Below are 21261 nucleotides of genomic sequence, written 5' to 3' on the forward strand. Positions count from 1 at the left end.
GTGATTGTCTTTAAAGCTTACTCGGCGGCGACCTTCGCCTGCGCGGCAGCCCGCGCATGGCGGCCATGCTTGAGGGCGATAGGGGCCATTTTTTCGCGGTCCAGTTCACCCTCCCAGGCGGCTACCACCAATGCCGCCACGGCATTGCCGATGATATTGGTCAGCGAGCGGCATTCAGCCATGAAGCGGTCGACACCCAGAATCAGCACCATCGCTGCCACCGGCACGGTCGGCACCACGGCCAGGCTTGCGGCCAGTGCCACAAAACCTGCACCCACCACCGCACCGGCGCCCTTGGAGGTCAGCATGGCCACCGCCAGCAAGGTCAATTGTTGCTCCAGCGGCAGGTGGATATTGGTGGCTTGCGCCAGGAACAACACCGCCAGGGTCATGTAGATGTTGGTGCCGTCGAGGTTGAAGGTGTAGCCGGTCGGCACCACGATGCCCACCACGCCTTTGGACGCACCCAGGCTTTCGAGTTTCTGGATCAGTTGCGGCAGCGCCGACTCCGACGAGCTGGTGCCGAGCACAATCAACAGCTCCGACTTGATATAGCTCATCAACTTGAAAATGCTGAAGCCGGCGTAGCGCGCGATGCTGCCCAGCACCACGGCCACAAAGAAAAACGCGGTGAGGTAGAACGTACCCACCAGCTTCAGCAACGGCAGCAACGAGCCCACGCCGTATTTGCCGATGGTGAAGGCAATCGCCCCAAACGCGCCGATGGGCGCCACGCGGCTGATGATGCCGACGATGCGAAAGAACACTTCGCTGGCCTGGTTGATCACGCCCACCAATGGCCGGCCTTTTTCCCCGACCATCACCAGGCCGACACCGAACAGTACCGAGACAAACAGGACCGGCAGGATTTCGCCCTTGGAGAACGCATCAAAAAACGTGGTGGGTATCACGTGCAGCAGGAACCCGGTGATGCCTTCGCCATGTTCGGCCTGGCCGACAAAACCGGCGATGGCCGAGCTGTCGAGAGTCTTCACATCTATGTTGAAACCCACGCCCGGTTGCAGCAGGTGCGCGGCGATGAGGCCGATCAGCAGCGCGATGGTGGAAACGATCTCGAAGTACAGCAGCGCCTTGCCGCCGACTCGGCCCACCTGTTTCACATCGTGCATGCTGGTGATGCCGGAGACCACGGTGCAGAAGATGATCGGGCCGATGATCATCTTGATCAGCTTGATAAACCCGTCGCCCAGCGGCTTGAGGTCGATACCGATTGGCGGCCAGACATGGCCGATCAACACACCCAGCGCGATGGCGATGAGCACCTGGATATACAGGGTTCCCAGCAGTTTTCGGATTGTCATTGTTATTATCTCGGGATGTTTTTTGGGCAAAGCGAACCCGTCGCAGGTCATTGGCAGCCTGCGAGGCGGGTGTTTCAGATCACGGTGTCAGTGCACTCAGCGAAGGAAGGCCAGGACTTCGCCCAGCAACAACTCAGGGGCTTCTTCGGCAATGTAGTGCCCGGCCGGCAGCGCCTTGCCACGCACGTCGGTGGCGACTTTCTGCCATTCCTTGAGTGGCTCGAAGCAGCGGCCGACGGTACCTTCGGCGCCCCACATCACCAGCAACGGCAGGTTCAGATGGTTGCCGGCGTCGATGTCGGCCTGGTCGTGCTCAAGGTCTATACCGGCGGCAGCGCGATAGTCCTCGCAGATACCGCGAGCGGTGCCGGGCAGTTGCAGGCAGCGCAGGTATTCGGCGAAGGCTTCATCGGTGAATGGCTTGAGCCCGGCGCTGCGGCTGCCCATGACGCTGCGCAGGTACAGCTCGGGGTTGCTCTCGATCAGCGCTTCGGGCAACGGCGCCGGGCGGATCAGGAAGAACCAGTGCCAGTAGGCGCGGGCGAAGGCTTCGTCGGTCTGGGCGTACATCGATAAGGTGGGCGCGATATCCAGCAGCACCATGCGCTGCACGGCGGCGGGGTGGTCCAGGGCCAGGCGGTGGGCCACACGAGCGCCACGGTCGTGGGCCAGTACCGAGAAGGTGTCAAAGCCCAGGGCTTGCATCAGCTTGACGCCGTCGCGGGCCATTTCGCGTTTGGAATAGTTGGTGTGGTGGTCGTTGACGGGTGGTTTGCTGCTGTCGCCATAGCCGCGCAGGTCGGCGGCGACCACGGTGAATTGTTCGGCTAACTGTTCGGCGACTTTGTGCCAGATGACGTGGGTTTGCGGGTGCCCGTGCAGCAGGAGCAGACCGGGACCTGTACCGCCTTTGCGGTAACTGATGTCCACGCCGTTGACGTGGCACTGGTCTTTTTGGAATCCGGCGAACATGGAATGACTCCTCTTTGTAAGTGCTTGCATCGTGGAATCACGTGGGATTCGGGGCAAGGGGGAAAGCGTGGAGGGGTTGTTCATGAAGTGTGTAGGAGCGGGGTACATATCCGTTGCTGCGGTAACGGCTACTTAGGGTTCCGCCCTTACGGCGGGTCACGGATTCAAGCCTGCGTTCGGCCATCGTGGTTAACGGGGCGCCTCAGATCAAAAGCAGAGCACGGCGGCCTAGTAGCCGACCTGAGTGGTTAGGTCAAAAGCTAAAGCGGATCCGCATACACCGAAGATCTGCTTTTCTGTGGGAGCTGGCTTGCCTGCGATGCAGACACCTCGGTACATCAGGTACAACCGGTTGATGCTATCGCAGGCAAGCCAGCTCCCACATTGGATGTGCAGGGTTATTGAGACTTCAGCCTTGCTTGAACATTTCCGTGGCTCGTTCGCGAATCTGCGCTTCAGTCAGGTCCTCCTTGCGCGTAGCCAAAAACCACAGATGACCAAAGGGGTCTTTCACACTAGCCGAGCGGTCGCCGTAAAACTGATCTTTTGGCTCAGACACCGAAAGGGCGCCTGCATCAATGGCCTGTTGGTACTGCGCATCCACGTCGCTCACATACAGGTGCAAACCGACGCTGGTGTGTTCGTCAGGGTTGCGCAAGGCCATTTCGGGGCAAGGCGAGCCGAGCATGATCGCCGAGTCACCGATGCGCAGCTCGGCGTGGCCGACCTTGCCATCGGGCATGTCCAGGCGCATGACCTGGGTAGCGCCAAAGGCTTTCTGGTAGAACTCGATAGCCTCGGCGGCGTTATCGATGCCCATATACGGCGTGACGCTGTGATAACCCTCAGGGATTGGCTTAACGCTCATATCGTTCTCCTCAGGTGGGGTTGTGAAGGTCCGGCCTTTTCACTATAGGCCACGCCCGCCGTGGCTTGCAGGTAACCGACGAGGTGTTGGCAACTCGGTTTAACTGACAGGCCGGGTTGTCTGCATCGCAGGCAAGCCACACACATTGATTGGGTTTTCAGGTCAGGTTTCGGGGCTGGGCTCAAGTAATTGCGCGCCGGGCCCACATTCCCCCAGCTTGTCATCCTGATTACGCAGGGGACACGCCTCCAGCGATAAACACCCGCAACCAATACAACCACTGAGTTTGTCGCGCAGCAGCATCAGCTTGTTAATGCGTTCATCCAGATCCTCGCGCCACAGCGCCGACAAGCGTTCCCAGTCCTGTGTAGTGGGCGTGCGCCCGTCCGGCAAGGTCTGCAACGCCTCGCCAATGGTCGCCAATGGAATCCCCAAACGTTGTGCGATTTTGATCACCACCACGCGCCGCAACACATCCCGTGGGTAGCGCCGTTGGTTACCGGCGTTGCGGTTGCTCTTGATCAACCCCTTGGACTCATAAAAGTGCAGCGCCGTAACCGCCACGCCACTGCGAGCGGCGAGTTGGCCAACGGTGAGTTCCTTGGTAAGCATAAAAAACTCCAGATAAGCGCTTGACCTTGACTTAACTAGAGGTTTTACCCTGCGTGGCATCGAATCGCAAGATTCTGCCTACAGAGAGAGGGGAGTGTTCATGCAGGTATCAGAGAAAAATCGCAGCTTCACTCAGTTGATCGAGTTTCAGATCGAGCCCCGGCAGCAATTTGCCCTGGTAGCGGCCTTGTCCACCCAGAGCGAGCGTCTGGCCCAGGGCCATGGCGGTTTTATCAATGCCAGTGTGCAAGTCAGCGACGACGGGCGGCGGGTGCTCAATTACCTGCAATGGCGCTCGCGTGAGGACGGCGAGGCGGCGTTCAAGTGTTTTGAGCACGGCGAGGAAGACTTCTGGATGCTGATTCGCGCCCACCAGGCCACGGCGGTGACCTTCGGTTCGTTCCAGGTGCTGCGCAGCTTCGAGCGCAGCCATGACAACGCGTTGCACTGCCGCCTAAATGGATAAATGCAGCATGCGCTCGCCCTGCACGTTTTCGCCGGGGCGGCGTTTGTTTACCGCCAACTCGCCGATCTTGATCAGGCGCGTGCGCGTGACGTTGCGGCTCAAACCCAGCAGGTTCGCGGTGTGCACCTGGTTGTAATGGCTGAAACGGTAAGCGGCGCGCAATAGCGCGTCTTCGACCTTTTCATGCAGGGCGCCGGCCTGTTCTTCGAAGAGCTTTTGAAAGGCGCGGGCCAGCAAGGCGTCGGCGCTGTTGTCGGTGCCATGCTGGCTGTCGTCCTGGCGCTCGATGCGCATGTTCGACAGGCGCAGATCATCACGCTCGATCACGCCATTACGGCAGATCAGCAAGGTGTGGTGAATCACGTTTTCCAGCTCGCGGATATTGCCCGGCCAGCTGTAGCTTTTGAGCTTGTGCTCGGCCTCGCGGCTGATGGTGATCGGGCCGTAGCCCAGGCGCTGGCTATAGGCTTCGATAAAATGCCGGGTCAGCGGCAGGATATCGCCGGGGCGCTCGCGCAATGGGCTGAGTTCGAGGCTGACCACATCCAGGCGGTAGTAGAGGTCTTCGCGAAAGTGCCCCGCGTTGATGGCTTTTTCCAGCTGCACGTTGGTGGCCGCCAGTACGCGTACATCAATCGCAATGCTCTTGCGCGAACCCAGGCGCACGACTTCGCGTTCTTGTAGTACGCGCAATAATTTGACCTGGATCGCCATCGGCAAATCGCCGATCTCATCGAGGAACAAGGTGCCGCCGTCGGCCTCTTCGAACCAGCCGGCCTTGGCGCTGAGGGCGCCGGTAAACGCACCTTTTTCATGCCCGAACAACTCGGCTTCCACCAGGGATTCGGAAAACGCACCGCAGTTCACCGCCACAAAGGGTCGGTTGCGCCGCGCACTGAGGTTATGAATATGGCGTGCCACCAGCTCTTTGCCGGTGCCGGTCTCGCCGATGATCAGCACACTCGCTTCGCTGGGCGCCACTTGCTGGATATGGTCGAGCAGCGCCTGGGATTTGGGGTCTTCGAAGACCTGGGCCGTAGCGCGAATCGAGGTCGCGAGGGCGGGCGAGGGCGGTAAGGTTAACAGCTGCATGGGCACCTCTCTCAGGAGTAGAACGTCGGGATCGGCAGGGACTGGTTCAACGCCCAGTCCCCCAGTTCGTGGAGTTTGTAATCCACCGGGTCGTGCAGGGTTTGCGTGCGCAAGTTGCGCCAGTGGCGATCCAGGCGCAGTGAGGCATGGGTCGAGCGCGCGCCGGTGACTTCAAACAGGCGGCTGCACAGGTCCAGGCCTTGGCGGGTGGCGGCGACTTTGGCGGTGGCGATGGCGATGGCCAGTTCGCCACGTTGCTGTTCGCTTAAGCTGGCACCTTTGGCCCAGGCCTGGTCGAGCAATTCGCCTGCGCGTTCGACCAGCAGGCGCACGCCTTCCAGGGCCACCCAGAATTCGCCGTAGTGGTGCAGCACGTAAGGGTCCTGGCGCACATCGCCCGCCGAGGATTTGTGCCACGCACGGGTTTCGGTGCGGGTGTAGTTGCGCGCTTCTTCAAAGGCGCCTTCGGCAATCCCGAGAAACATATACGTGAACGTCAACTGCGCGATCAGCGGGCGCAGGCAGGCGAAGGGCGTGCTCAACGGGCCGGGATCGAGCAGCAACTCGGACTCTTCGACGCGCACCCGTTCAAAGCTGGCGCTGCCGCTGTCGGTTTGGCGCTGGCCGATGTTGTTCCAGTCGCTGTGCAACGTAATGCCGCTGCGCCCGCTGGGAATCGCGGCGATCAGCAGTTTGCCGCCGGCGCTTTCGTCCACGGCCGAGGCGATGAGCATTTCCGAATCGCTGGCGCCGGAGCAGAAGCTCTTCTTGCCGGAAAACTCTCGCCAGCCGCCGAAATCCTTGACCACCGTGCGCGTGTCCAGCGGGTTGAGGGCGTTGCCCCAGAACCAGTTTTTACGCGCAGTTTGTTCGAACCACGGCTGCCATTGGTCCGGGCGCGCAAACAGGCGCACGGTGGCGAGCATCAGGTGGTGAAAGCCGAAGACATGGGCGATGGAGCTGTCGACCTTGGCGAACTCGCGCACGATGCCCAGGGTTTCACTCCAGCGCGCGCCGAGGCCGCCGTATTGCGTGGGGATGCTCAGGGCCAGCAGGCCGCTTTGGCGCAGCGCGTCCCGTTCGGCCTTGGGCGTGCCGCCGCGCTCATCGCGTTCAACGGCGGTGAGGGCAAATTCGGCGGCCAGCAGCTTGGCGGTCTGCAAGGGTGAAGGCAGCACGCTGTGGGGGTTGGCTGTCACGCGGGGTTCCTCAATGTCTGTCTGGCAATCACGTTCAAATGTGGGAGCTGGCTTGCCTGCGATAGCATCGCTGTGGTGCAACTGAAGCACCGCGTCGCTTGCATCGCGGGCAAGCCCGGCTCCCACAGGAGAGCAGTGTCCACATAGGGGGGGATTTCAGCGCGCTCAGGCTTTGGTGTTCGGCAACACATCATTGGCAATCATTTCGCCAAACGGCCCCGTGAGGTTGGTGATGCCGCGCCCGGCGAGGCTGGCGTAAGGTTCCGGCAACAGCGGGAACACCAGCTCGGCAAAGCGATAGGCTTCTTCCAGGTGCGGGTAGCCGGAGAAGATGAAGCTCTCGATGCCAAGGTCGGCGTATTCCTGGATGCGTTCGGCCACCTGCTGCGGGTTGCCCACCAACGCGGTGCCGGCACCGCCGCGTACCAGGCCGACACCGGCCCACAGGTTGGGGGCGATTTCCAGGTTGTCGCGGCGCCCGTCATGCAGCGCCGCCATGCGCCGCTGGCCTTCGGAATCAAAGCGCGAGAAAGATTTTTGCGCCGCGGCGATGGTTTCATCGCTGATGTGTTCGATCAGTTTGGCGGCGGCTTTCCAGGCGTCTTCTTCGGTTTCGCGCACGATTACATGCAGGCGAATGCCGAACTTGACGGTGCGCCCATGGCGCGCTGCGCGTTCACGCACGTCGGCAAGTTTTTGCGCAACGGCGGCGGGCGGCTCGCCCCAGGTCAGGTACACGTCGACCTGCTCGGCGGCCAGGTCGTGGGCAGCATCCGACGAACCGCCGAAGTACAGCGGCGGATACGGCTTCTGCACCGGCGGGTAAAGCGCTTTGGCGTTCTGCACACGCAGGTGCTTGCCTTCAAAATCCACCGACTCGCCCTGCAACACACGGCGCCAGATCTGCAGGAATTCGTCGGAGACTTCGTAGCGTTCACTGTGGTCGAGGAAGCTGCCGTCGCCACGGTTTTCGTCGGGGTCGCCACCGGTGACCACGTTGATCAGCAATCGGCCGTTGGACAAGCGGTCCAGGGTCGCGGCCATGCGCGCCGATACCGTGGGCGAGATGATCCCCGGGCGAATCGCCACCAGATAACGCAGGCGTTCCGTCAGCGGTACCAGCGCCGAGGCGATTACCCAGGAATCTTCACACGAGCGCCCGGTAGGAATCAGCACGCCGAAGTAACCGAGGCTGTCAGCCGCTTGCGCCACCTGCTTCAGATAATTGAGGGTGACCGGGCGCGCACCTTGGGTGGAGCCGAGGAAATGGCCGTCGCCATGTGTGGGCAGAAACCAGAAAACATCCATGACAAATCCTTAAGCGATTTTCAGCAGCGAAGGGGAGTGCGCGGCAAACAGCGGCGCTGCGCGTTCTGCGGCCAGTTGAATGCGGGCTTTTAATAACTCGCTGGTTATTTGGTAGTCGGTGAAGTCAGCTTCGGTGGCGTACACACCGATCGGCAGGGTCAAGGCCTGGAAGAAGCTGAACAGCGGACGTAACTGGTGATCGAGGACCAGTGCATGGCGCTCGCTGCCGCCGGTGGCCGCGAGCAACACCGGAGTGTTGATCAAGGCGTTGAGGCCTACCAGGTCAAACAGGTGCTTGAGCAGGCCAGGATAGGAGCCGCGATACACCGGCGCGGCGACGATCAGCAGGTCGGCCTGTTCGATGGCCAACAGTTGCGTTTCGACCTCGGTCGGCAGTTCATCGCGTGAGAGTGCGCCGCCCAAGGGTCGGGCAATGTCACCCAACTCGATCAGGGTGGTCTGGATCGGCAGCAACGTGGCCAGTTCGGCCAGCACGGCCTGGGTCAATACCAAGGTGCGCGATGGGCGCCAGGTTCCGCCAGAGAGGGCAACGACATTCAGGGGACGGGACATAGAACAGTTCCTTTTTCAACAGGGGTGGGTAGCAGGTGAAGTGGAGCGTGTTGAGCAAGAGCTGTACCAATGGCTGCAAGCCTTGATTGGCGAGGGCTGCAGACGAACTGTTGAAAAAGGAGCTGTTGCCTGGTTGCGGTTTTGTTGAATGACTGTTGCCTGGGCAACAGTTGCGTGGCGAACAGTGTCGGTTGCGCGCAGGGCCATTTATAGAAGGTTATGGTTATGCCGTAAACGAACGTATTTCCATATTTATAGATCTTAAATGAATATAAGTGGGCCGCTATCAAGCATGCCGGAACGGTTGATAGCGACTATCACGGCGGATGATTTTTCACTGTGCGAGGGCGGGAGTAGCCTGTGTTCATTGACTACAAACCTCCTTCGCAGGGCCTTCACCATGAACCACTTTCTGGCTGTTTCCTTAATAGTTGTCAGCGCTGTCCTTGCCGGATGTGCGACCCATCCTTCGCCTGAGTCGCGTCCTTACACCGCCGAAGAAACCAGGCAATTGGCCCTTGAAGCCTTGAGCCGTCGCGGCCTGTCGTTTGATGAATATCAACAGCAGCGGGCCGCGTTGACCGGGCAGCCACAGAAGCCGTTCGGCTTCGACCACCAGGGCGAAATGAACGCCGAACGCAGTGTGGTGATGCACGGTCGCCCCAGTTGAGCCGGCGCCAAGTGGCAAAAAGCCCGAGGATTCCCTTAAGGAACCTCGGGCTTTTTGTTTGCCATTGGGATACTTCAGCCTGTTAAGCTGAATTTCAGGAGCGTTCCTACGCACATTTACATAAAGTGGTCCTTCTTTTATGGCATCCGACGGGTTAAACCTGACGACCTCTGTCCCGGTCGATGCCCCCCCGAGGCGCTGTCCTGGGGAATACGCTCTGCGAGTCTTAACGTCATGAATAAACGTCCGTTGTATTTCGACTACGCCGCCACCACGCCGGTGGATGAGCGGGTCATTCAAGTGATGGTCGAGTGTCTGGGCTTCAATGCCAACTTCGGCAACCCCGCGTCCAGCTCCCATGCGTTCGGCCAGGCGGCCCGGCACACGGTCGAGCAGGCACGGCGCCAAGTGGCCGAGCTGGTCGGTGCCCAGCCTGAGCAAATCGTCTGGACCTCCGGTGCCACCGAATCCAACAACCTGGCCATCAAAGGCGTGGCCCAGGCGCGAGGTGTGGCAGGTGGACATATCATCACCAGCCAGATCGAACACAAGGCCACATTGGATACCGCGCGGCAGTTGCAGGACGCCGGCGTGGCCGTGACCTACCTGGTGCCGGACGCTGAAGGCTTGATCAGCGCCGAGGCAGTCAGTGAAGCCTTGCGCGAAGACACCTTCCTGGTGTCGCTGATGCTGGTAAACAACGAGTTGGGCACCCTCAATGACATCCCCGCCATTGGTGCGCGCGTACGTGAGCACGGCGCGCTGCTGCATGTGGATGCGGCGCAAGGCGCGGGCAAGGTCGCGATCGACCTGGCTGAATGGCCGGTGGACCTGATGTCGTTTTCTGCGCACAAGCTGTACGGCCCCAAGGGCATTGGCGCGCTGTATGTTGGCCCGCGCGCGCAGCAGAAGGTACTGGCGCAGATTCACGGTGGCGGCCACGAAGGCGGATTGCGCTCCGGTACCCTGGCGACTCACCAGATTGCCGGTATGGGAACTGCCTTCGCCTTGGCGGCGCAGTCCTTTGCTGAAGAAAAAGCCGCTATCGTCGCGTTGCGTCAGCGCCTGCTCAATCAGTTGGACACGATTGCCGGCGTGCGCCTCAATGGCAGCGCCACCCAGCGCATTCCCCATACACTGAGCCTCACGTTCACCGAGGGTGAATTTAATTCCCAGGCCCTGAGCGCAGGTATCGCGTTTTCGGCCACCTCGGCGTGCAATTCGGCGAGTAATGCGCCGTCACACGTGCTTCTGGCTTTGGGCCATGACGCACGCAGCGCCGGTCGAACTATTCGCTTGAGCCTGGGCCGGTTTACCACCGAGCAGGATATCGACGCGGCCGTGCAGTTGATCAAGGCCGCACTGGTCAATGCGCCGGCGTTCTGGGCGGTCTGATTTTTCAGTCACAACACATAACAATTATGAGTGGTTAGCAGGAGACATGATGAGCACGCAGCCTTTGACCCATGGAACGGTTCCCCAGCGCCTGGCGCATACCCGCGAACTGATGCGCCGCGAGGGCATCCATGCCCTGCTGGTGCCGTCGGCCGACCCGCATCTGTCCGAGTACTTGCCGGGTTACTGGCAGGGGCGGCAATGGCTGTCGGGGTTTTATGGCTCGGTAGGCACGTTGATTGTCACCGCGGATTTTGCCGGCGTGTGGGCCGACAGCCGTTACTGGGAACAGGCGACCAAGGAGCTCAAGGGCAGCGGCATCGAATTGGTGAAGCTGCAACCGGGCCAACCCGGCCCGCTGGAATGGCTGGCCGAGCAAACCCCGGAAGGCGGCGTGGTCGCAGTGGACGGCGCGGTGATGGCCGTGGCCTCGGCACGTACCTTGGGCGACAAGCTGGCCGAGCGCGGCGCTCGCCTGCGTACCGATATCGACCTGTTGAATGAAGTCTGGCAAGACCGCCCGGCCTTGCCGAACCAGCCGATCTACCCACACCTGCCGCCGCAGGCGACGGTCAGCCGTGGCGACAAACTCGCCGCCCTGCGTGCCAGCTTGAAAGAGAAGGGCGCCGATTGGCACTTCATCGCGACCCTGGATGACATCGCCTGGCTGTTCAACCTGCGCGGCGGTGATGTGTCGTTCAACCCGGTGTTTGTGTCCTTTGCCTTGATCAATCAACAGCAGGCCACGCTGTTTGTGGCGCTGAGCAAGGTCGATGCCGAGCTGCGCGCGGTACTGGAGCGGGACGGCGTGACCTTGCGCGACTACAGCGAAGTGACGGATGCGCTGCGTGCAGTTCCGGCGGGTGTCAGCCTGCAAGTTGATCCGGCACGCGTCACCACCGGTTTGCTGGAAAACCTCGATGCCGGCGTGAAGCTGGTCGAGGGCTTGAACCCGACCACGCTGGCCAAGTCGCGCAAAAGCCTGGCGGACGCCGAACATATCCGCCAAGCCATGGAGCAAGACGGCGCGGCGCTGTGTGAATTCTTCGCCTGGCTGGACAGTGCGTTGGGCCGTGAGCGCATCACCGAGCTGACCATCGACGAGCACTTGACCGCCGCGCGTACCCGTCGCCCCGATTATGTGTCGCTGAGTTTCAACACCATCGCAGCGTTCAACGCCAACGGTGCGATGCCGCATTACCACGCCACCGAAGAAGAGCATGCGTTGATCGAAGGCGATGGCCTGTTGCTGATCGACTCCGGCGGCCAGTACCTGGGCGGCACCACGGATATTACGCGCATGGTGCCCATCGGCACGCCAAGCGACGAGCAGAAACGCGACTGCACGCGCGTGCTCAAGGGCGTGATTGCTTTGTCGCGTGCGCATTTCCCCAAGGGCATTCTCTCGCCATTGCTGGATGCCATCGCCCGTGCGCCGATCTGGGCCGAAGGCGTGGACTACGGCCACGGTACAGGTCATGGCGTAGGCTATTTCCTGAATGTGCACGAAGGTCCGCAGGTGATCGCCTACCAGGCCGCCACCGCACCGCAAACCGCAATGCAGCCGGGGATGATTACTTCGATTGAACCAGGTACCTATCGCCCGGGTCGTTGGGGCGTGCGCATCGAGAACCTGGTGTTGAACCGCGAAGCAGGCAAGACCGAGTTCGGTGATTTCCTCAGGTTTGAAACCCTGACCCTGTGCCCGATCGACACCCGTTGCCTGCAGCCGTCGTTGCTGACGGCGGATGAGCGCGAATGGTTCAACGCTTACCACGCCGAGGTGCGTGAACGCCTGAGCCCGCTGCTCAGTGGTGCAGCCTTGGAATGGCTGCAGGTGCGTACCGCCGCTATCTGATCGGTTGCCGTTCAGGGGCCTTGCCCCTGGCCGGCTGGCGTCGATTGGGGGCCGACACCACCTAATTCGCCGATACGCAACGTGACATGGATCCGCACCGCTTCGACCGGCATACGGTAAACGCCGCTTGCGATTTGCTCGCAAGCGGCGCTCAGGGGCGCCTGGCGATCGAGTTTTAGCGGAGCGCTTCGCGCACAAATTCCAGACGGTCCTGACCGAAGAACAGGTCATTGCCTACAAACATACTGGGTGCACCGAATACCCCGCGCTGAACAGCCTGTTCGGTTTTGTCCTTGAGGGCGGCTTTTACCTTTTCATCGTTGGCCAGGTTCAGGACTTCCTCTGGGTCGAAACCGGCCTCACTCAGCACGGCGGCCACGACGGCGGGGTCGCCCAGATGTCGACCTTCGACCCAAATGGCGCGAAACAGGCAGTCGATGAAGGCCTGGAAGCGCTCGGGCTGGCGCATCTGGATACCCATGACGGCACGCATCAGCACCAGGGTATTGATCGGGAAGTGCGGGTTGAACTTGAGCGCCACGTTGTAGCGTTTGGCGTATCGCGCCAAGTCATCAAACATGTAACGACCTTTGGCCTGCACGCTGATGGGGGAGGCGTTGCCGGTGGCTTTGAACACGCCACCCAGCAGCATGGGTTGATACACCAGTTGCGCACCGGTCTCGGCGCAAAGCGCAGGCAATTGCGTATAGGCCAGGTAAGTGGCCGGGCTGCCGAGGTCGAAAAAAAATTCCAGGGTTTTACTCATCGTCGATTCTCGCTGCTTATTGTTGTTCTTGACCGGGGGCGGCGTGCCTACCAGGGTTCACTCCAGGGGCGCAGGTCCAGTTCGAAGGTCCAGGCGTCGCGTGGTTGGCTATGCAGGTACCAATAGTTGTCGGCGATGTGTTCGGGGTTGAGGATGCCGTCCTGATCTTTCTGCGCGTATTTTTGCGGGAAATTGTCGCGAATAAAATCTGTGTCGATAGCGCCGTCGACCACCACGTGGGCCACATGGATGTTCCTGGGCCCCAATTCCCGCGCCATGCTTTGCGCGAGCGCACGGATACCGTGTTTGGCGCCGGCGAATGCGGCAAACCCTGCACCGCCACGCAGCCCGGCAGTGGCGCCGGTGAACACAATAGTGCCGCGTTCGCGGGTGACCATGCGTTTAGCGACTTCGCGGGCATTCAGGAACCCGGAGAAGCAGGCCATCTCCCAGATTTTGAAATATTTGCGCGCGGTTTCTTCGAGGATGCTGCACGGCACGTTAGCGCCGATATTGAAGACGAAAGCTTCGATGGGGCCAAGCTCGGTTTCTATCTGCTCAACCAGCGCGATCACCTCATCTTCTTTGCGCGCATCACAGGCAAAACCGTGGGCTTCTCCGCCCGCCGCCTGAATGCTCTCGACCAAGGGCTGTAGTTTATCGGCACTGCGACGGGTGACGCAGGCTACATAGCCTTCACGGGCAAAGCGTCGGGCAATGGCGCCACCGGTTGCATCACCGGCACCAACCACCAATACGATTTTTTTGTTGGGTGTCATGGGAACTCCGTTGCTCGAGTGTCGGGCAGGAGTGTAGCCGCAGCAGAGCGAAGGGCGTGTAAAGAGAAAGGAGCAGCCGGAAGAGGACTGCTCGGGCGGTCATTTACAGATGACGATCATACTGCGGCTGGTGTAGCCGGCAGGGTTGATACCGAAAGGATAGTCGCCTGGCTCTTCGGAATTGTCACCGGACTTGGCGATAACCCGGTAGCCCTTGGCGCCGCAGGAGTTGGCTGCACTGGTGTAGCACTGGTCCCAGGAGGAGGACAGGCCGGAACAGTTGATGTGCATGCCTTTTTTGCCCCGTTTCACTTCTGTCTTGGTGGTCGCAGCACAGCCAGCAATGCCCACGACCAGTAACAGTATCAAAATTCGTTTCATTACTATCCTTATAGCCGCGTCGCAAAAAGGCTCGATGCAGGCTTAACTCGCTCTCGATTGTAGCGTTCAGCTGTCCCTGTCGAAATTCTCCATGAAAGACATTCGTTTACGGCTTAAACATGGCCTAAATGAGCGGCAAATGCCAGAGCTGCCTGCGATGAGAATCAATCGGCTGGCACCAACGGTTTGGATTCGTTGCGCATCGTCAGTGTGGCACCGACGGAGGCGAAGATAATGCAGGTGATTGCCAGCCATTGCGCGAGGGACAAGTGCTCCTGCAGGAAGAACAGACCGGAGAGCGCGCCGAATGCGGGCTCAATGCTCATCAAGGTGCCGAAGGTGCGAGCGGGCAGGCGAGTAAGCGCGACCATTTCCAGGGTATAGGGCAAAGCGGTGGACAGGATGGCTACACCGATAGCAACGGGAATCAGCGAGGGCGTCAGCAGTGCGGCGCCGGCATGGACGATGCCGATCGGCGCCACGAACAAAGCGGCGATCATCACGCCGAGGGCGGCGGTTTGCACGCCGTTGTCGTTGCCGGCTTTTTGCCCAAACAGGATATAGAGTGCCCAGCAAACGCCAGCGCCCAGTGCATAAGCGGCGCCGATCAAGTCGATGCCGGTGCTGGTTTCTCCGGTGGGGATCAACAACAGCAGGCCCGCGACCGCGAGACCGATCCATACAAAGTCCACCGCCCTGCGCGAGGCATAGATAGCCACGGCAAGCGGGCCGGTGAATTCCAGCGCTACTGCGATGCCCAGGGGGACTGTACGCAAGGACATATAGAAGAGGAAGTTCATGCCGCCCAATGCCATGCCGTAGACGATGACAGTGCGCAGGGACTTGGCCGTGAGCTTGGCGCGCCATGGACGTAAGAGCAGCAGCATGATCACACTGGCGAAAATCAGCCGCAGAGTAGTAGTGCCCTGTGCGCCGACTATGGGGAACATGCTCTTGGCCAGCGAGGCACCCGACTGGATGGAGGCCATGGCGATCAACAGCAGGCCGACCGGGAACAATGCCGAGGCCAGGCTGCGAGGTGGAGTGGTCATTGGGGCGGGTGTCCGAAGTCGTGGTAAAGAAGCAGAGCGGCTATGATGCTTAACTGGCGGCTTTTGAGCAATATATTGCTCAGCTTTGGTTGCTGTCCTCTTTATATAGAAAGGGATAGGGCTTTTTGGGGTTTTTGATAGAGAATCTAAATTAAGTGTTGACGGCGTTTTATATCTGTCTATAATTCGCCCCACTTCCGGCGCAGTCGAAACGGAAAACTCCTTGGTAAACAATGAGTTACGAAGTTTTCGGCAGCAAGTTGCTTCAGTTCATCGAAGCCAAAAGGAAGTTGAAAAAGAGGTGTTGACAGCAGCGTGTAACGCTGTAGAATTCGCCTCCCGCTAACGAGAGATCGTAAGCGCAAGTGGTTGAAGTTGTTGAAGAATTCTTCGAAAGCTTCTGAAAATAATCACTTGACAGTAAATGAGGCTGCTGTAGAATGCGCGCCTCGGTTGAGACGAAAGATCTTAACCAACCGCTCTTTAACAACTGAATCAAGCAATTCGTGTGGGTGCTTGTGGAGTCAGACTGATAGTCAACAAGATTATCAGCATCACAAGTTACTCCGCGAGAAATCAAAGATGTAACCAACGATTGCTGAGCCAAGTTTAGGGTTTCTTAAAAACCCAAAGATGTTTGAACTGAAGAGTTTGATCATGGCTCAGATTGAACGCTGGCGGCAGGCCTAACACATGCAAGTCGAGCGGTAGAGAGAAGCTTGCTTCTCTTGAGAGCGGCGGACGGGTGAGTAATGCCTAGGAATCTGCCTGGTAGTGGGGGATAACGTTCGGAAACGGACGCTAATACCGCATACGTCCTACGGGAGAAAGCAGGGGACCTTCGGGCCTTGCGCTATCAGATGAGCCTAGGTCGGATTAGCTAGTTGGTGAGGTAATGGCTCACCAAGGCGACGATCCGTAACTGGTCTGAGAGGATGATCAGTCACACTGGAACTGAGACACGGTCCAGACTCCTACGGGAGGCAGCAGTGGGGAATATTGGACAATGGGCGAAAGCCTGATCCAGCCATGCCGCGTGTGTGAAGAAGGTCTTCGGATTGTAAAGCACTTTAAGTTGGGAGGAAGGGCAGTAAATTAATACTTTGCTGTTTTGACGTTACCGACAGAATAAGCACCGGCTAACTCTGTGCCAGCAGCCGCGGTAATACAGAGGGTGCAAGCGTTAATCGGAATTACTGGGCGTAAAGCGCGCGTAGGTGGTTTGTTAAGTTGGATGTGAAATCCCCGGGCTCAACCTGGGAACTGCATTCAAAACTGACTGACTAGAGTATGGTAGAGGGTGGTGGAATTTCCTGTGTAGCGGTGAAATGCGTAGATATAGGAAGGAACACCAGTGGCGAAGGCGACCACCTGGACTAATACTGACACTGAGGTGCGAAAGCGTGGGGAGCAAACAGGATTAGATACCCTGGTAGTCCACGCCGTAAACGATGTCAACTAGCCGTTGGAAGCCTTGAGCTTTTAGTGGCGCAGCTAACGCATTAAGTTGACCGCCTGGGGAGTACGGCCGCAAGGTTAAAACTCAAATGAATTGACGGGGGCCCGCACAAGCGGTGGAGCATGTGGTTTAATTCGAAGCAACGCGAAGAACCTTACCAGGCCTTGACATCCAATGAACTTTCTAGAGATAGATTGGTGCCTTCGGGAACATTGAGACAGGTGCTGCATGGCTGTCGTCAGCTCGTGTCGTGAGATGTTGGGTTAAGTCCCGTAACGAGCGCAACCCTTGTCCTTAGTTACCAGCACGTCATGGTGGGCACTCTAAGGAGACTGCCGGTGACAAACCGGAGGAAGGTGGGGATGACGTCAAGTCATCATGGCCCTTACGGCCTGGGCTACACACGTGCTACAATGGTCGGTACAGAGGGTTGCCAAGCCGCGAGGTGGAGCTAATCCCACAAAACCGATCGTAGTCCGGATCGCAGTCTGCAACTCGACTGCGTGAAGTCGGAATCGCTAGTAATCGCGAATCAGAATGTCGCGGTGAATACGTTCCCGGGCCTTGTACACACCGCCCGTCACACCATGGGAGTGGGTTGCACCAGAAGTAGCTAGTCTAACCTTCGGGAGGACGGTTACCACGGTGTGATTCATGACTGGGGTGAAGTCGTAACAAGGTAGCCGTAGGGGAACCTGCGGCTGGATCACCTCCTTAATCGACGACATCAGCTGCTCCATAAGTTCCCACACGAATTGCTTGATTCATTGAAGAAGACGATAAGAAGCAGCCCGAAATTGGGTCTGTAGCTCAGTTGGTTAGAGCGCACCCCTGATAAGGGTGAGGTCGGCAGTTCGAATCTGCCCAGACCCACCAATTTTGTGTGGGAAACGCCTGTAGAAATACGGGGCCATAGCTCAGCTGGGAGAGCGCCTGCCTTGCACGCAGGAGGTCAACGGTTCGATCCCGTTTGGCTCCACCACTACTGCTTCTACGTTAAGAAAGCTTAGAAATGAGCATTCCATCAGGTTGATGATGAATGTTGATTTCTAGTCTTTGATTAGATCGTTCTTTAAAAATTTGGGTATGTGATAGAAAGATAGACTGAACGTTACTTTCACTGGTAACGGATCAGGCTAAGGTAAAATTTGTGAGTTCTCTTAGTTGAGAAATTCGAATTTTCGGCGAATGTTGTCTTCACAGTATAACCAGATTGCTTGGGGTTATATGGTCAAGTGAAGAAGCGCATACGGTGGATGCCTTGGCAGTCAGAGGCGATGAAAGACGTGGTAGCCTGCGAAAAGCTTCGGGGAGTCGGCAAACAGACTTTGATCCGGAGATGTCTGAATGGGGGAACCCAGCCATCATAAGATGGTTATCTTACGCTGAATACATAGGCGTAAGAGGCGAACCAGGGGAACTGAAACATCTAAGTACCCTGAGGAAAAGAAATCAACCGAGATTCCCTTAGTAGTGGCGAGCGAACGGGGACTAGCCCTTAAGTGGCTTTGAGATTAGCGGAACGCTCTGGAAAGTGCGGCCATAGTGGGTGATAGCCCTGTACGCGAAAATCTCTTAGTCATGAAATCGAGTAGGACGGAGCACGAGAAACTTTGTCTGAATATGGGGGGACCATCCTCCAAGGCTAAATACTACTGACTGACCGATAGTGAACTAGTACCGTGAGGGAAAGGCGAAAAGAACCCCGGAGAGGGGAGTGAAATAGATCCTGAAACCGTATGCGTACAAGCAGTGGGAGCAGACTTTGTTCTGTGACTGCGTACCTTTTGTATAATGGGTCAGCGACTTATTTTCAGTGGCGAGCTTAACCGAATAGGGGAGGCGTAGCGAAAGCGAGTCTTAATAGGGCGTCTAGTCGCTGGGAATAGACCCGAAACCGGGCGATCTATCCATGGGCAGGTTGAAGGTTGGGTAACACTAACTGGAGGACCGAACCGACTACCGTTGAAAAGTTAGCGGATGACCTGTGGATCGGAGTGAAAGGCTAATCAAGCTCGGAGATAGCTGGTTCTCCTCGAAAGCTATTTAGGTAGCGCCTCATGTATCACTGTAGGGGGTAGAGCACTGTTTCGGCTAGGGGGTCATCCCGACTTACCAAACCGATGCAAACTCCGAATACCTACAAGTGCCGAGCATGGGAGACACACGGCGGGTGCTAACGTCCGTCGTGAAAAGGGAAACAACCCAGACCGTCAGCTAAGGTCCCAAAGTTATGGTTAAGTGGGAAACGATGTGGGAAGGCTTAGACAGCTAGGAGGTTGGCTTAGAAGCAGCCACCCTTTAAAGAAAGCGTAATAGCTCACTAGTCGAGTCGGCCTGCGCGGAAGATGTAACGGGGCTCAAACCATACACCGAAGCTACGGGTATCACGTAAGTGATGCGGTAGAGGAGCGTTCTGTAAGCCTGTGAAGGTGAGTTGAGAAGCTTGCTGGAGGTATCAGAAGTGCGAATGCTGACATGAGTAACGACAATGGGTGTGAAAAACACCCACGCCGAAAGACCAAGGTTTCCTGCGCAACGTTAATCGACGCAGGGTTAGTCGGTCCCTAAGGCGAGGCTGAAAAGCGTAGTCGATGGAAAACAGGTTAATATTCCTGTACTTCTGGTTATTGCGATGGAGGGACGGAGAAGGCTAGGCCAGCTTGGCGTTGGTTGTCCAAGTTTAAGGTGGTAGGCTGGAATCTTAGGTAAATCCGGGATTCTAAGGCCGAGAGCTGATGACGAGTTAACTTTTAGTTAACGAAGTGGTTGATGCCATGCTTCCAAGAAAAGCTTCTAAGCTTCAGGTAACCAGGAACCGTACCCCAAACCGACACAGGTGGTTGGGTAGAGAATACCAAGGCGCTTGAGAGAACTCGGGTGAAGGAACTAGGCAAAATGGCACCGTAACTTCGGGAGAAGGTGCGCCGGTGAGGGTGAAGGACTTGCTCCGTAAGCTCATGCCGGTCGAAGATACCAGGCCGCTGCGACTGTTTATTAAAAACACAGCACTCTGCAAACACGAAAGTGGACGTATAGGGTGTGACGCCTGCCCGGTGCCGGAAGGTTAATTGATGGGGTTAGCTAACGCGAAGCTCTTGATCGAAGCCCCGGTAAACGGCGGCCGTAACTATAACGGTCCTAAGGTAGCGAAATTCCTTGTCGGGTAAGTTCCGACCTGCACGAATGGCGTAACGATGGCGGCGCTGTCTCCACCCGAGACTCAGTGAAATTGAAATCGCTGTGAAGATGCAGTGTATCCGCGGCTAGACGGAAAGACCCCGTGAACCTTTACTATAGCTTTGCACTGGACTTTGAATTTGCTTGTGTAGGATAGGTGGGAGGCTTTGAAGCGTGGACGCCAGTCTGCGTGGAGCCAACCTTGAAATACCACCCTGGCAACTTTGAGGTTCTAACTCAGGTCCGTTATCCGGATCGAGGACAGTGTATGGTGGGTAGTTTGACTGGGGCGGTCTCCTCCTAAAGAGTAACGGAGGAGTACGAAGGTGCGCTCAGACCGGTCGGAAATCGGTCGTAGAGTATAAAGGCAAAAGCGCGCTTGACTGCGAGACAGACACGTCGAGCAGGTACGAAAGTAGGTCTTAGTGATCCGGTGGTTCTGTATGGAAGGGCCATCGCTCAACGGATAAAAGGTACTCCGGGGATAACAGGCTGATACCGCCCAAGAGTTCATATCGACGGCGGTGTTTGGCACCTCGATGTCGGCTCATCACATCCTGGGGCTGAAGCCGGTCCCAAGGGTATGGCTGTTCGCCATTTAAAGTGGTACGCGAGCTGGGTTTAGAACGTCGTGAGACAGTTCGGTCCCTATCTGCCGTGGACGTTTGAGATTTGAGAGGGGCTGCTCCTAGTACGAGAGGACCGGAGTGGACGAACCTCTGGTGTTCCGGTTGTCACGCCAGTGGCATTGCCGGGTAGCTATGTTCGGAATAGATAACCGCTGAAAGCATCTAAGCGGGAAACTAGCCTCAAGATGAGATCTCACTGGGACCTTGAGTCCCCTGAAGGGCCGTCGAAGACTACGACGTTGATAGGTTGGGTGTGTAAGCGCTGTGAGGCGTTGAGCTAACCAATACTAATTGCCCGTGAGGCTTGACCATATAACACCCAAGCAATTTGACTACTCGAAAGAGCATCAGATTGCGGTGTGTGAAGACGAGATGAACCGAAAGTTCGACGCTCACAAAACACCGAAAGCTGTCACATACCCAATTTGCTGAAGCGAAGCCATCTGGCTACGACTCAGTACCCGAATTTCTTGACGACCATAGAGCATTGGAACCACCTGATCCCATCCCGAACTCAGTAGTGAAACGATGCATCGCCGATGGTAGTGTGGGGTTTCCCCATGTGAGAGTAGGTCATCGTCAAGATTAAATTCCAAAACCCCTGATTGCTAACGCAATCAGGGGTTTTGTTTTGGGCGCTCGAAAAGCGCCAACTTCAAAACCTCTACGCCTTGATCAGC

The 21261-nt window shown here is 57.8% G+C and carries 16 protein-coding genes, 2 tRNA genes and 3 rRNA genes; 9 read left to right on the top strand and 12 right to left on the bottom strand.

The features are described from left to right. Positions 1-17 precede the first annotated feature (17 nt). From HU759_RS10665 to soxR, 4 genes are all read right to left on the bottom strand, one after another. Positions 18-1322 (bottom strand): dicarboxylate/amino acid:cation symporter, encoded by a 1305-nt coding sequence (locus tag HU759_RS10665; RefSeq protein ID WP_186618340.1) that lies wholly within the window; start codon positions 1320-1322, stop codon positions 18-20. Positions 1323-1418: 96 nt separating this feature from the next. Continuing rightward, entirely contained in the window at positions 1419-2294 is an 876-nt protein-coding gene (locus tag HU759_RS10670) for an alpha/beta hydrolase (RefSeq protein WP_170040041.1), read from the bottom strand. 409 nt (positions 2295-2703) lie between these two features. Further along, positions 2704-3162 (bottom strand): VOC family protein, encoded by a 459-nt coding sequence (locus HU759_RS10675; RefSeq protein WP_099547891.1) that lies wholly within the window; start codon positions 3160-3162, stop codon positions 2704-2706. Positions 3163-3324: 162 nt separating this feature from the next. Then, the gene (gene soxR / locus HU759_RS10680; protein ID WP_186618338.1) at positions 3325-3774 is read right to left on the bottom strand and encodes a redox-sensitive transcriptional activator SoxR; all 450 of its coding nucleotides are present in this window, start codon (positions 3772-3774) and stop codon (positions 3325-3327) included. Between the two features lie 100 nt (positions 3775-3874). On the opposite strand from soxR, the gene HU759_RS10685 reads away from it, so the two are divergent. Then, entirely contained in the window at positions 3875-4240 is a 366-nt protein-coding gene (locus HU759_RS10685) for an antibiotic biosynthesis monooxygenase (RefSeq protein ID WP_099547893.1), read from the top strand. On the opposite strand, the gene HU759_RS10690 is transcribed toward HU759_RS10685, so the two are convergent. From HU759_RS10690 to msuE, 4 genes are all read right to left on the bottom strand, one after another. Next, positions 4229-5332 (bottom strand): sigma-54 dependent transcriptional regulator, encoded by a 1104-nt coding sequence (locus tag HU759_RS10690; protein ID WP_017136346.1) that lies wholly within the window; start codon positions 5330-5332, stop codon positions 4229-4231. The genes HU759_RS10685 and HU759_RS10690 overlap by 12 nt on opposite strands. A gap of 11 nt (positions 5333-5343) precedes the next feature. Further along, complete coding sequence (locus tag HU759_RS10695) at positions 5344-6531, bottom strand: acyl-CoA dehydrogenase family protein (protein ID WP_169985832.1); 1188 nt, start codon at positions 6529-6531, stop codon at positions 5344-5346. A gap of 165 nt (positions 6532-6696) precedes the next feature. Then, entirely contained in the window at positions 6697-7839 is a 1143-nt protein-coding gene (gene ssuD / locus HU759_RS10700; protein ID WP_186618337.1) for an FMNH2-dependent alkanesulfonate monooxygenase, read from the bottom strand. Between the two features lie 9 nt (positions 7840-7848). After that, positions 7849-8412, bottom strand: a complete 564-nt coding sequence (msuE, locus tag HU759_RS10705) for an FMN reductase (protein WP_186618336.1) — start codon at positions 8410-8412, stop codon at positions 7849-7851. Positions 8413-8812: 400 nt separating this feature from the next. Between msuE and HU759_RS10710 the strand changes: the two genes are divergently transcribed. The 3 genes from HU759_RS10710 (at position 8813) to HU759_RS10720 (ending at position 12335) form a co-directional block, all read left to right on the top strand. Next, positions 8813-9082, top strand: a complete 270-nt coding sequence (locus tag HU759_RS10710) for a hypothetical protein (RefSeq protein ID WP_138453707.1) — start codon at positions 8813-8815, stop codon at positions 9080-9082. Positions 9083-9316: 234 nt separating this feature from the next. Then, complete coding sequence (locus HU759_RS10715) at positions 9317-10477, top strand: aminotransferase class V-fold PLP-dependent enzyme (protein ID WP_186618335.1); 1161 nt, start codon at positions 9317-9319, stop codon at positions 10475-10477. 49 nt (positions 10478-10526) lie between these two features. Then, positions 10527-12335, top strand: coding sequence for an aminopeptidase P family protein (locus tag HU759_RS10720; protein WP_186618334.1), 1809 nt, complete (start codon positions 10527-10529; stop codon positions 12333-12335). 175 nt (positions 12336-12510) lie between these two features. Here the strand turns inward: HU759_RS10720 and HU759_RS10725 are convergent, their stop codons facing one another. The 4 genes from HU759_RS10725 to rhtA all read right to left on the bottom strand — a co-directional run bounded on the left by HU759_RS10725 (position 12511) and on the right by rhtA (position 15313). Further along, positions 12511-13101 carry a 2-hydroxychromene-2-carboxylate isomerase gene (locus HU759_RS10725; RefSeq protein ID WP_186618333.1) on the bottom strand — a complete coding sequence of 197 codons (591 nt, stop codon included), beginning with the start codon at positions 13099-13101 and terminating at the stop codon, positions 12511-12513. Positions 13102-13148: 47 nt separating this feature from the next. After that, positions 13149-13880, bottom strand: a complete 732-nt coding sequence (locus HU759_RS10730; protein ID WP_099547899.1) for an SDR family oxidoreductase — start codon at positions 13878-13880, stop codon at positions 13149-13151. 99 nt (positions 13881-13979) lie between these two features. After that, complete coding sequence (locus tag HU759_RS10735) at positions 13980-14261, bottom strand: hypothetical protein (RefSeq protein ID WP_017136337.1); 282 nt, start codon at positions 14259-14261, stop codon at positions 13980-13982. 164 nt (positions 14262-14425) lie between these two features. Further along, positions 14426-15313, bottom strand: a complete 888-nt coding sequence (gene rhtA, locus HU759_RS10740; protein WP_017136336.1) for a threonine/homoserine exporter RhtA — start codon at positions 15311-15313, stop codon at positions 14426-14428. A gap of 639 nt (positions 15314-15952) precedes the next feature. On the opposite strand from rhtA, the gene HU759_RS10745 reads away from it, so the two are divergent. The 5 genes from HU759_RS10745 to rrf all read left to right on the top strand — a co-directional run bounded on the left by HU759_RS10745 (position 15953) and on the right by rrf (position 21166). Then, a 16S ribosomal RNA gene (locus HU759_RS10745) occupies positions 15953-17489 on the top strand. Between the two features lie 82 nt (positions 17490-17571). Then, positions 17572-17648, top strand: a tRNA-Ile gene (locus HU759_RS10750). 30 nt (positions 17649-17678) lie between these two features. Then, a tRNA-Ala gene (locus HU759_RS10755) sits at positions 17679-17754 on the top strand. 247 nt (positions 17755-18001) lie between these two features. Beyond that, a 23S ribosomal RNA gene (locus tag HU759_RS10760) occupies positions 18002-20893 on the top strand. 157 nt (positions 20894-21050) lie between these two features. Continuing rightward, positions 21051-21166, top strand: a 5S ribosomal RNA gene (rrf, locus tag HU759_RS10765). Together the 16S, 23S and 5S rRNA genes with 2 tRNA genes alongside form the textbook arrangement of a ribosomal RNA operon. Positions 21167-21261: the final 95 nt, after the last annotated feature.

Origin of the sequence: Pseudomonas sp. OE 28.3 (assembly GCF_014268205.2) — a bacterium.
Classification (GTDB): Bacteria; Pseudomonadota; Gammaproteobacteria; order Pseudomonadales; family Pseudomonadaceae; genus Aquipseudomonas; species Aquipseudomonas edaphica.

What these genes read in the sequence shown, in the direction of transcription:
- HU759_RS10665 (WP_186618340.1), bottom strand. Translation starts at nt 1,322, where the DNA reads ATGACAATCCGAAAACTGCTGGGAACCCTGTATATCCAGGTGCTCATC.
- HU759_RS10670 (WP_170040041.1), bottom strand. Translation starts at nt 2,294, where the DNA reads ATGTTCGCCGGATTCCAAAAAGACCAGTGCCACGTCAACGGCGTGGAC.
- HU759_RS10675 (WP_099547891.1), bottom strand. Translation starts at nt 3,162, where the DNA reads ATGAGCGTTAAGCCAATCCCTGAGGGTTATCACAGCGTCACGCCGTAT.
- soxR (WP_186618338.1), bottom strand. Translation starts at nt 3,774, where the DNA reads ATGCTTACCAAGGAACTCACCGTTGGCCAACTCGCCGCTCGCAGTGGC.
- HU759_RS10685 (WP_099547893.1), top strand. Translation starts at nt 3,875, where the DNA reads ATGCAGGTATCAGAGAAAAATCGCAGCTTCACTCAGTTGATCGAGTTT.
- HU759_RS10690 (WP_017136346.1), bottom strand. Translation starts at nt 5,332, where the DNA reads ATGCAGCTGTTAACCTTACCGCCCTCGCCCGCCCTCGCGACCTCGATT.
- ssuD (WP_186618337.1), bottom strand. Translation starts at nt 7,839, where the DNA reads ATGGATGTTTTCTGGTTTCTGCCCACACATGGCGACGGCCATTTCCTC.
- msuE (WP_186618336.1), bottom strand. Translation starts at nt 8,412, where the DNA reads ATGTCCCGTCCCCTGAATGTCGTTGCCCTCTCTGGCGGAACCTGGCGC.
- HU759_RS10710 (WP_138453707.1), top strand. Translation starts at nt 8,813, where the DNA reads ATGAACCACTTTCTGGCTGTTTCCTTAATAGTTGTCAGCGCTGTCCTT.
- HU759_RS10715 (WP_186618335.1), top strand. Translation starts at nt 9,317, where the DNA reads ATGAATAAACGTCCGTTGTATTTCGACTACGCCGCCACCACGCCGGTG.
- HU759_RS10720 (WP_186618334.1), top strand. Translation starts at nt 10,527, where the DNA reads ATGAGCACGCAGCCTTTGACCCATGGAACGGTTCCCCAGCGCCTGGCG.
- HU759_RS10725 (WP_186618333.1), bottom strand. Translation starts at nt 13,101, where the DNA reads ATGAGTAAAACCCTGGAATTTTTTTTCGACCTCGGCAGCCCGGCCACT.
- HU759_RS10730 (WP_099547899.1), bottom strand. Translation starts at nt 13,880, where the DNA reads ATGACACCCAACAAAAAAATCGTATTGGTGGTTGGTGCCGGTGATGCA.
- HU759_RS10735 (WP_017136337.1), bottom strand. Translation starts at nt 14,261, where the DNA reads ATGAAACGAATTTTGATACTGTTACTGGTCGTGGGCATTGCTGGCTGT.
- rhtA (WP_017136336.1), bottom strand. Translation starts at nt 15,313, where the DNA reads ATGACCACTCCACCTCGCAGCCTGGCCTCGGCATTGTTCCCGGTCGGC.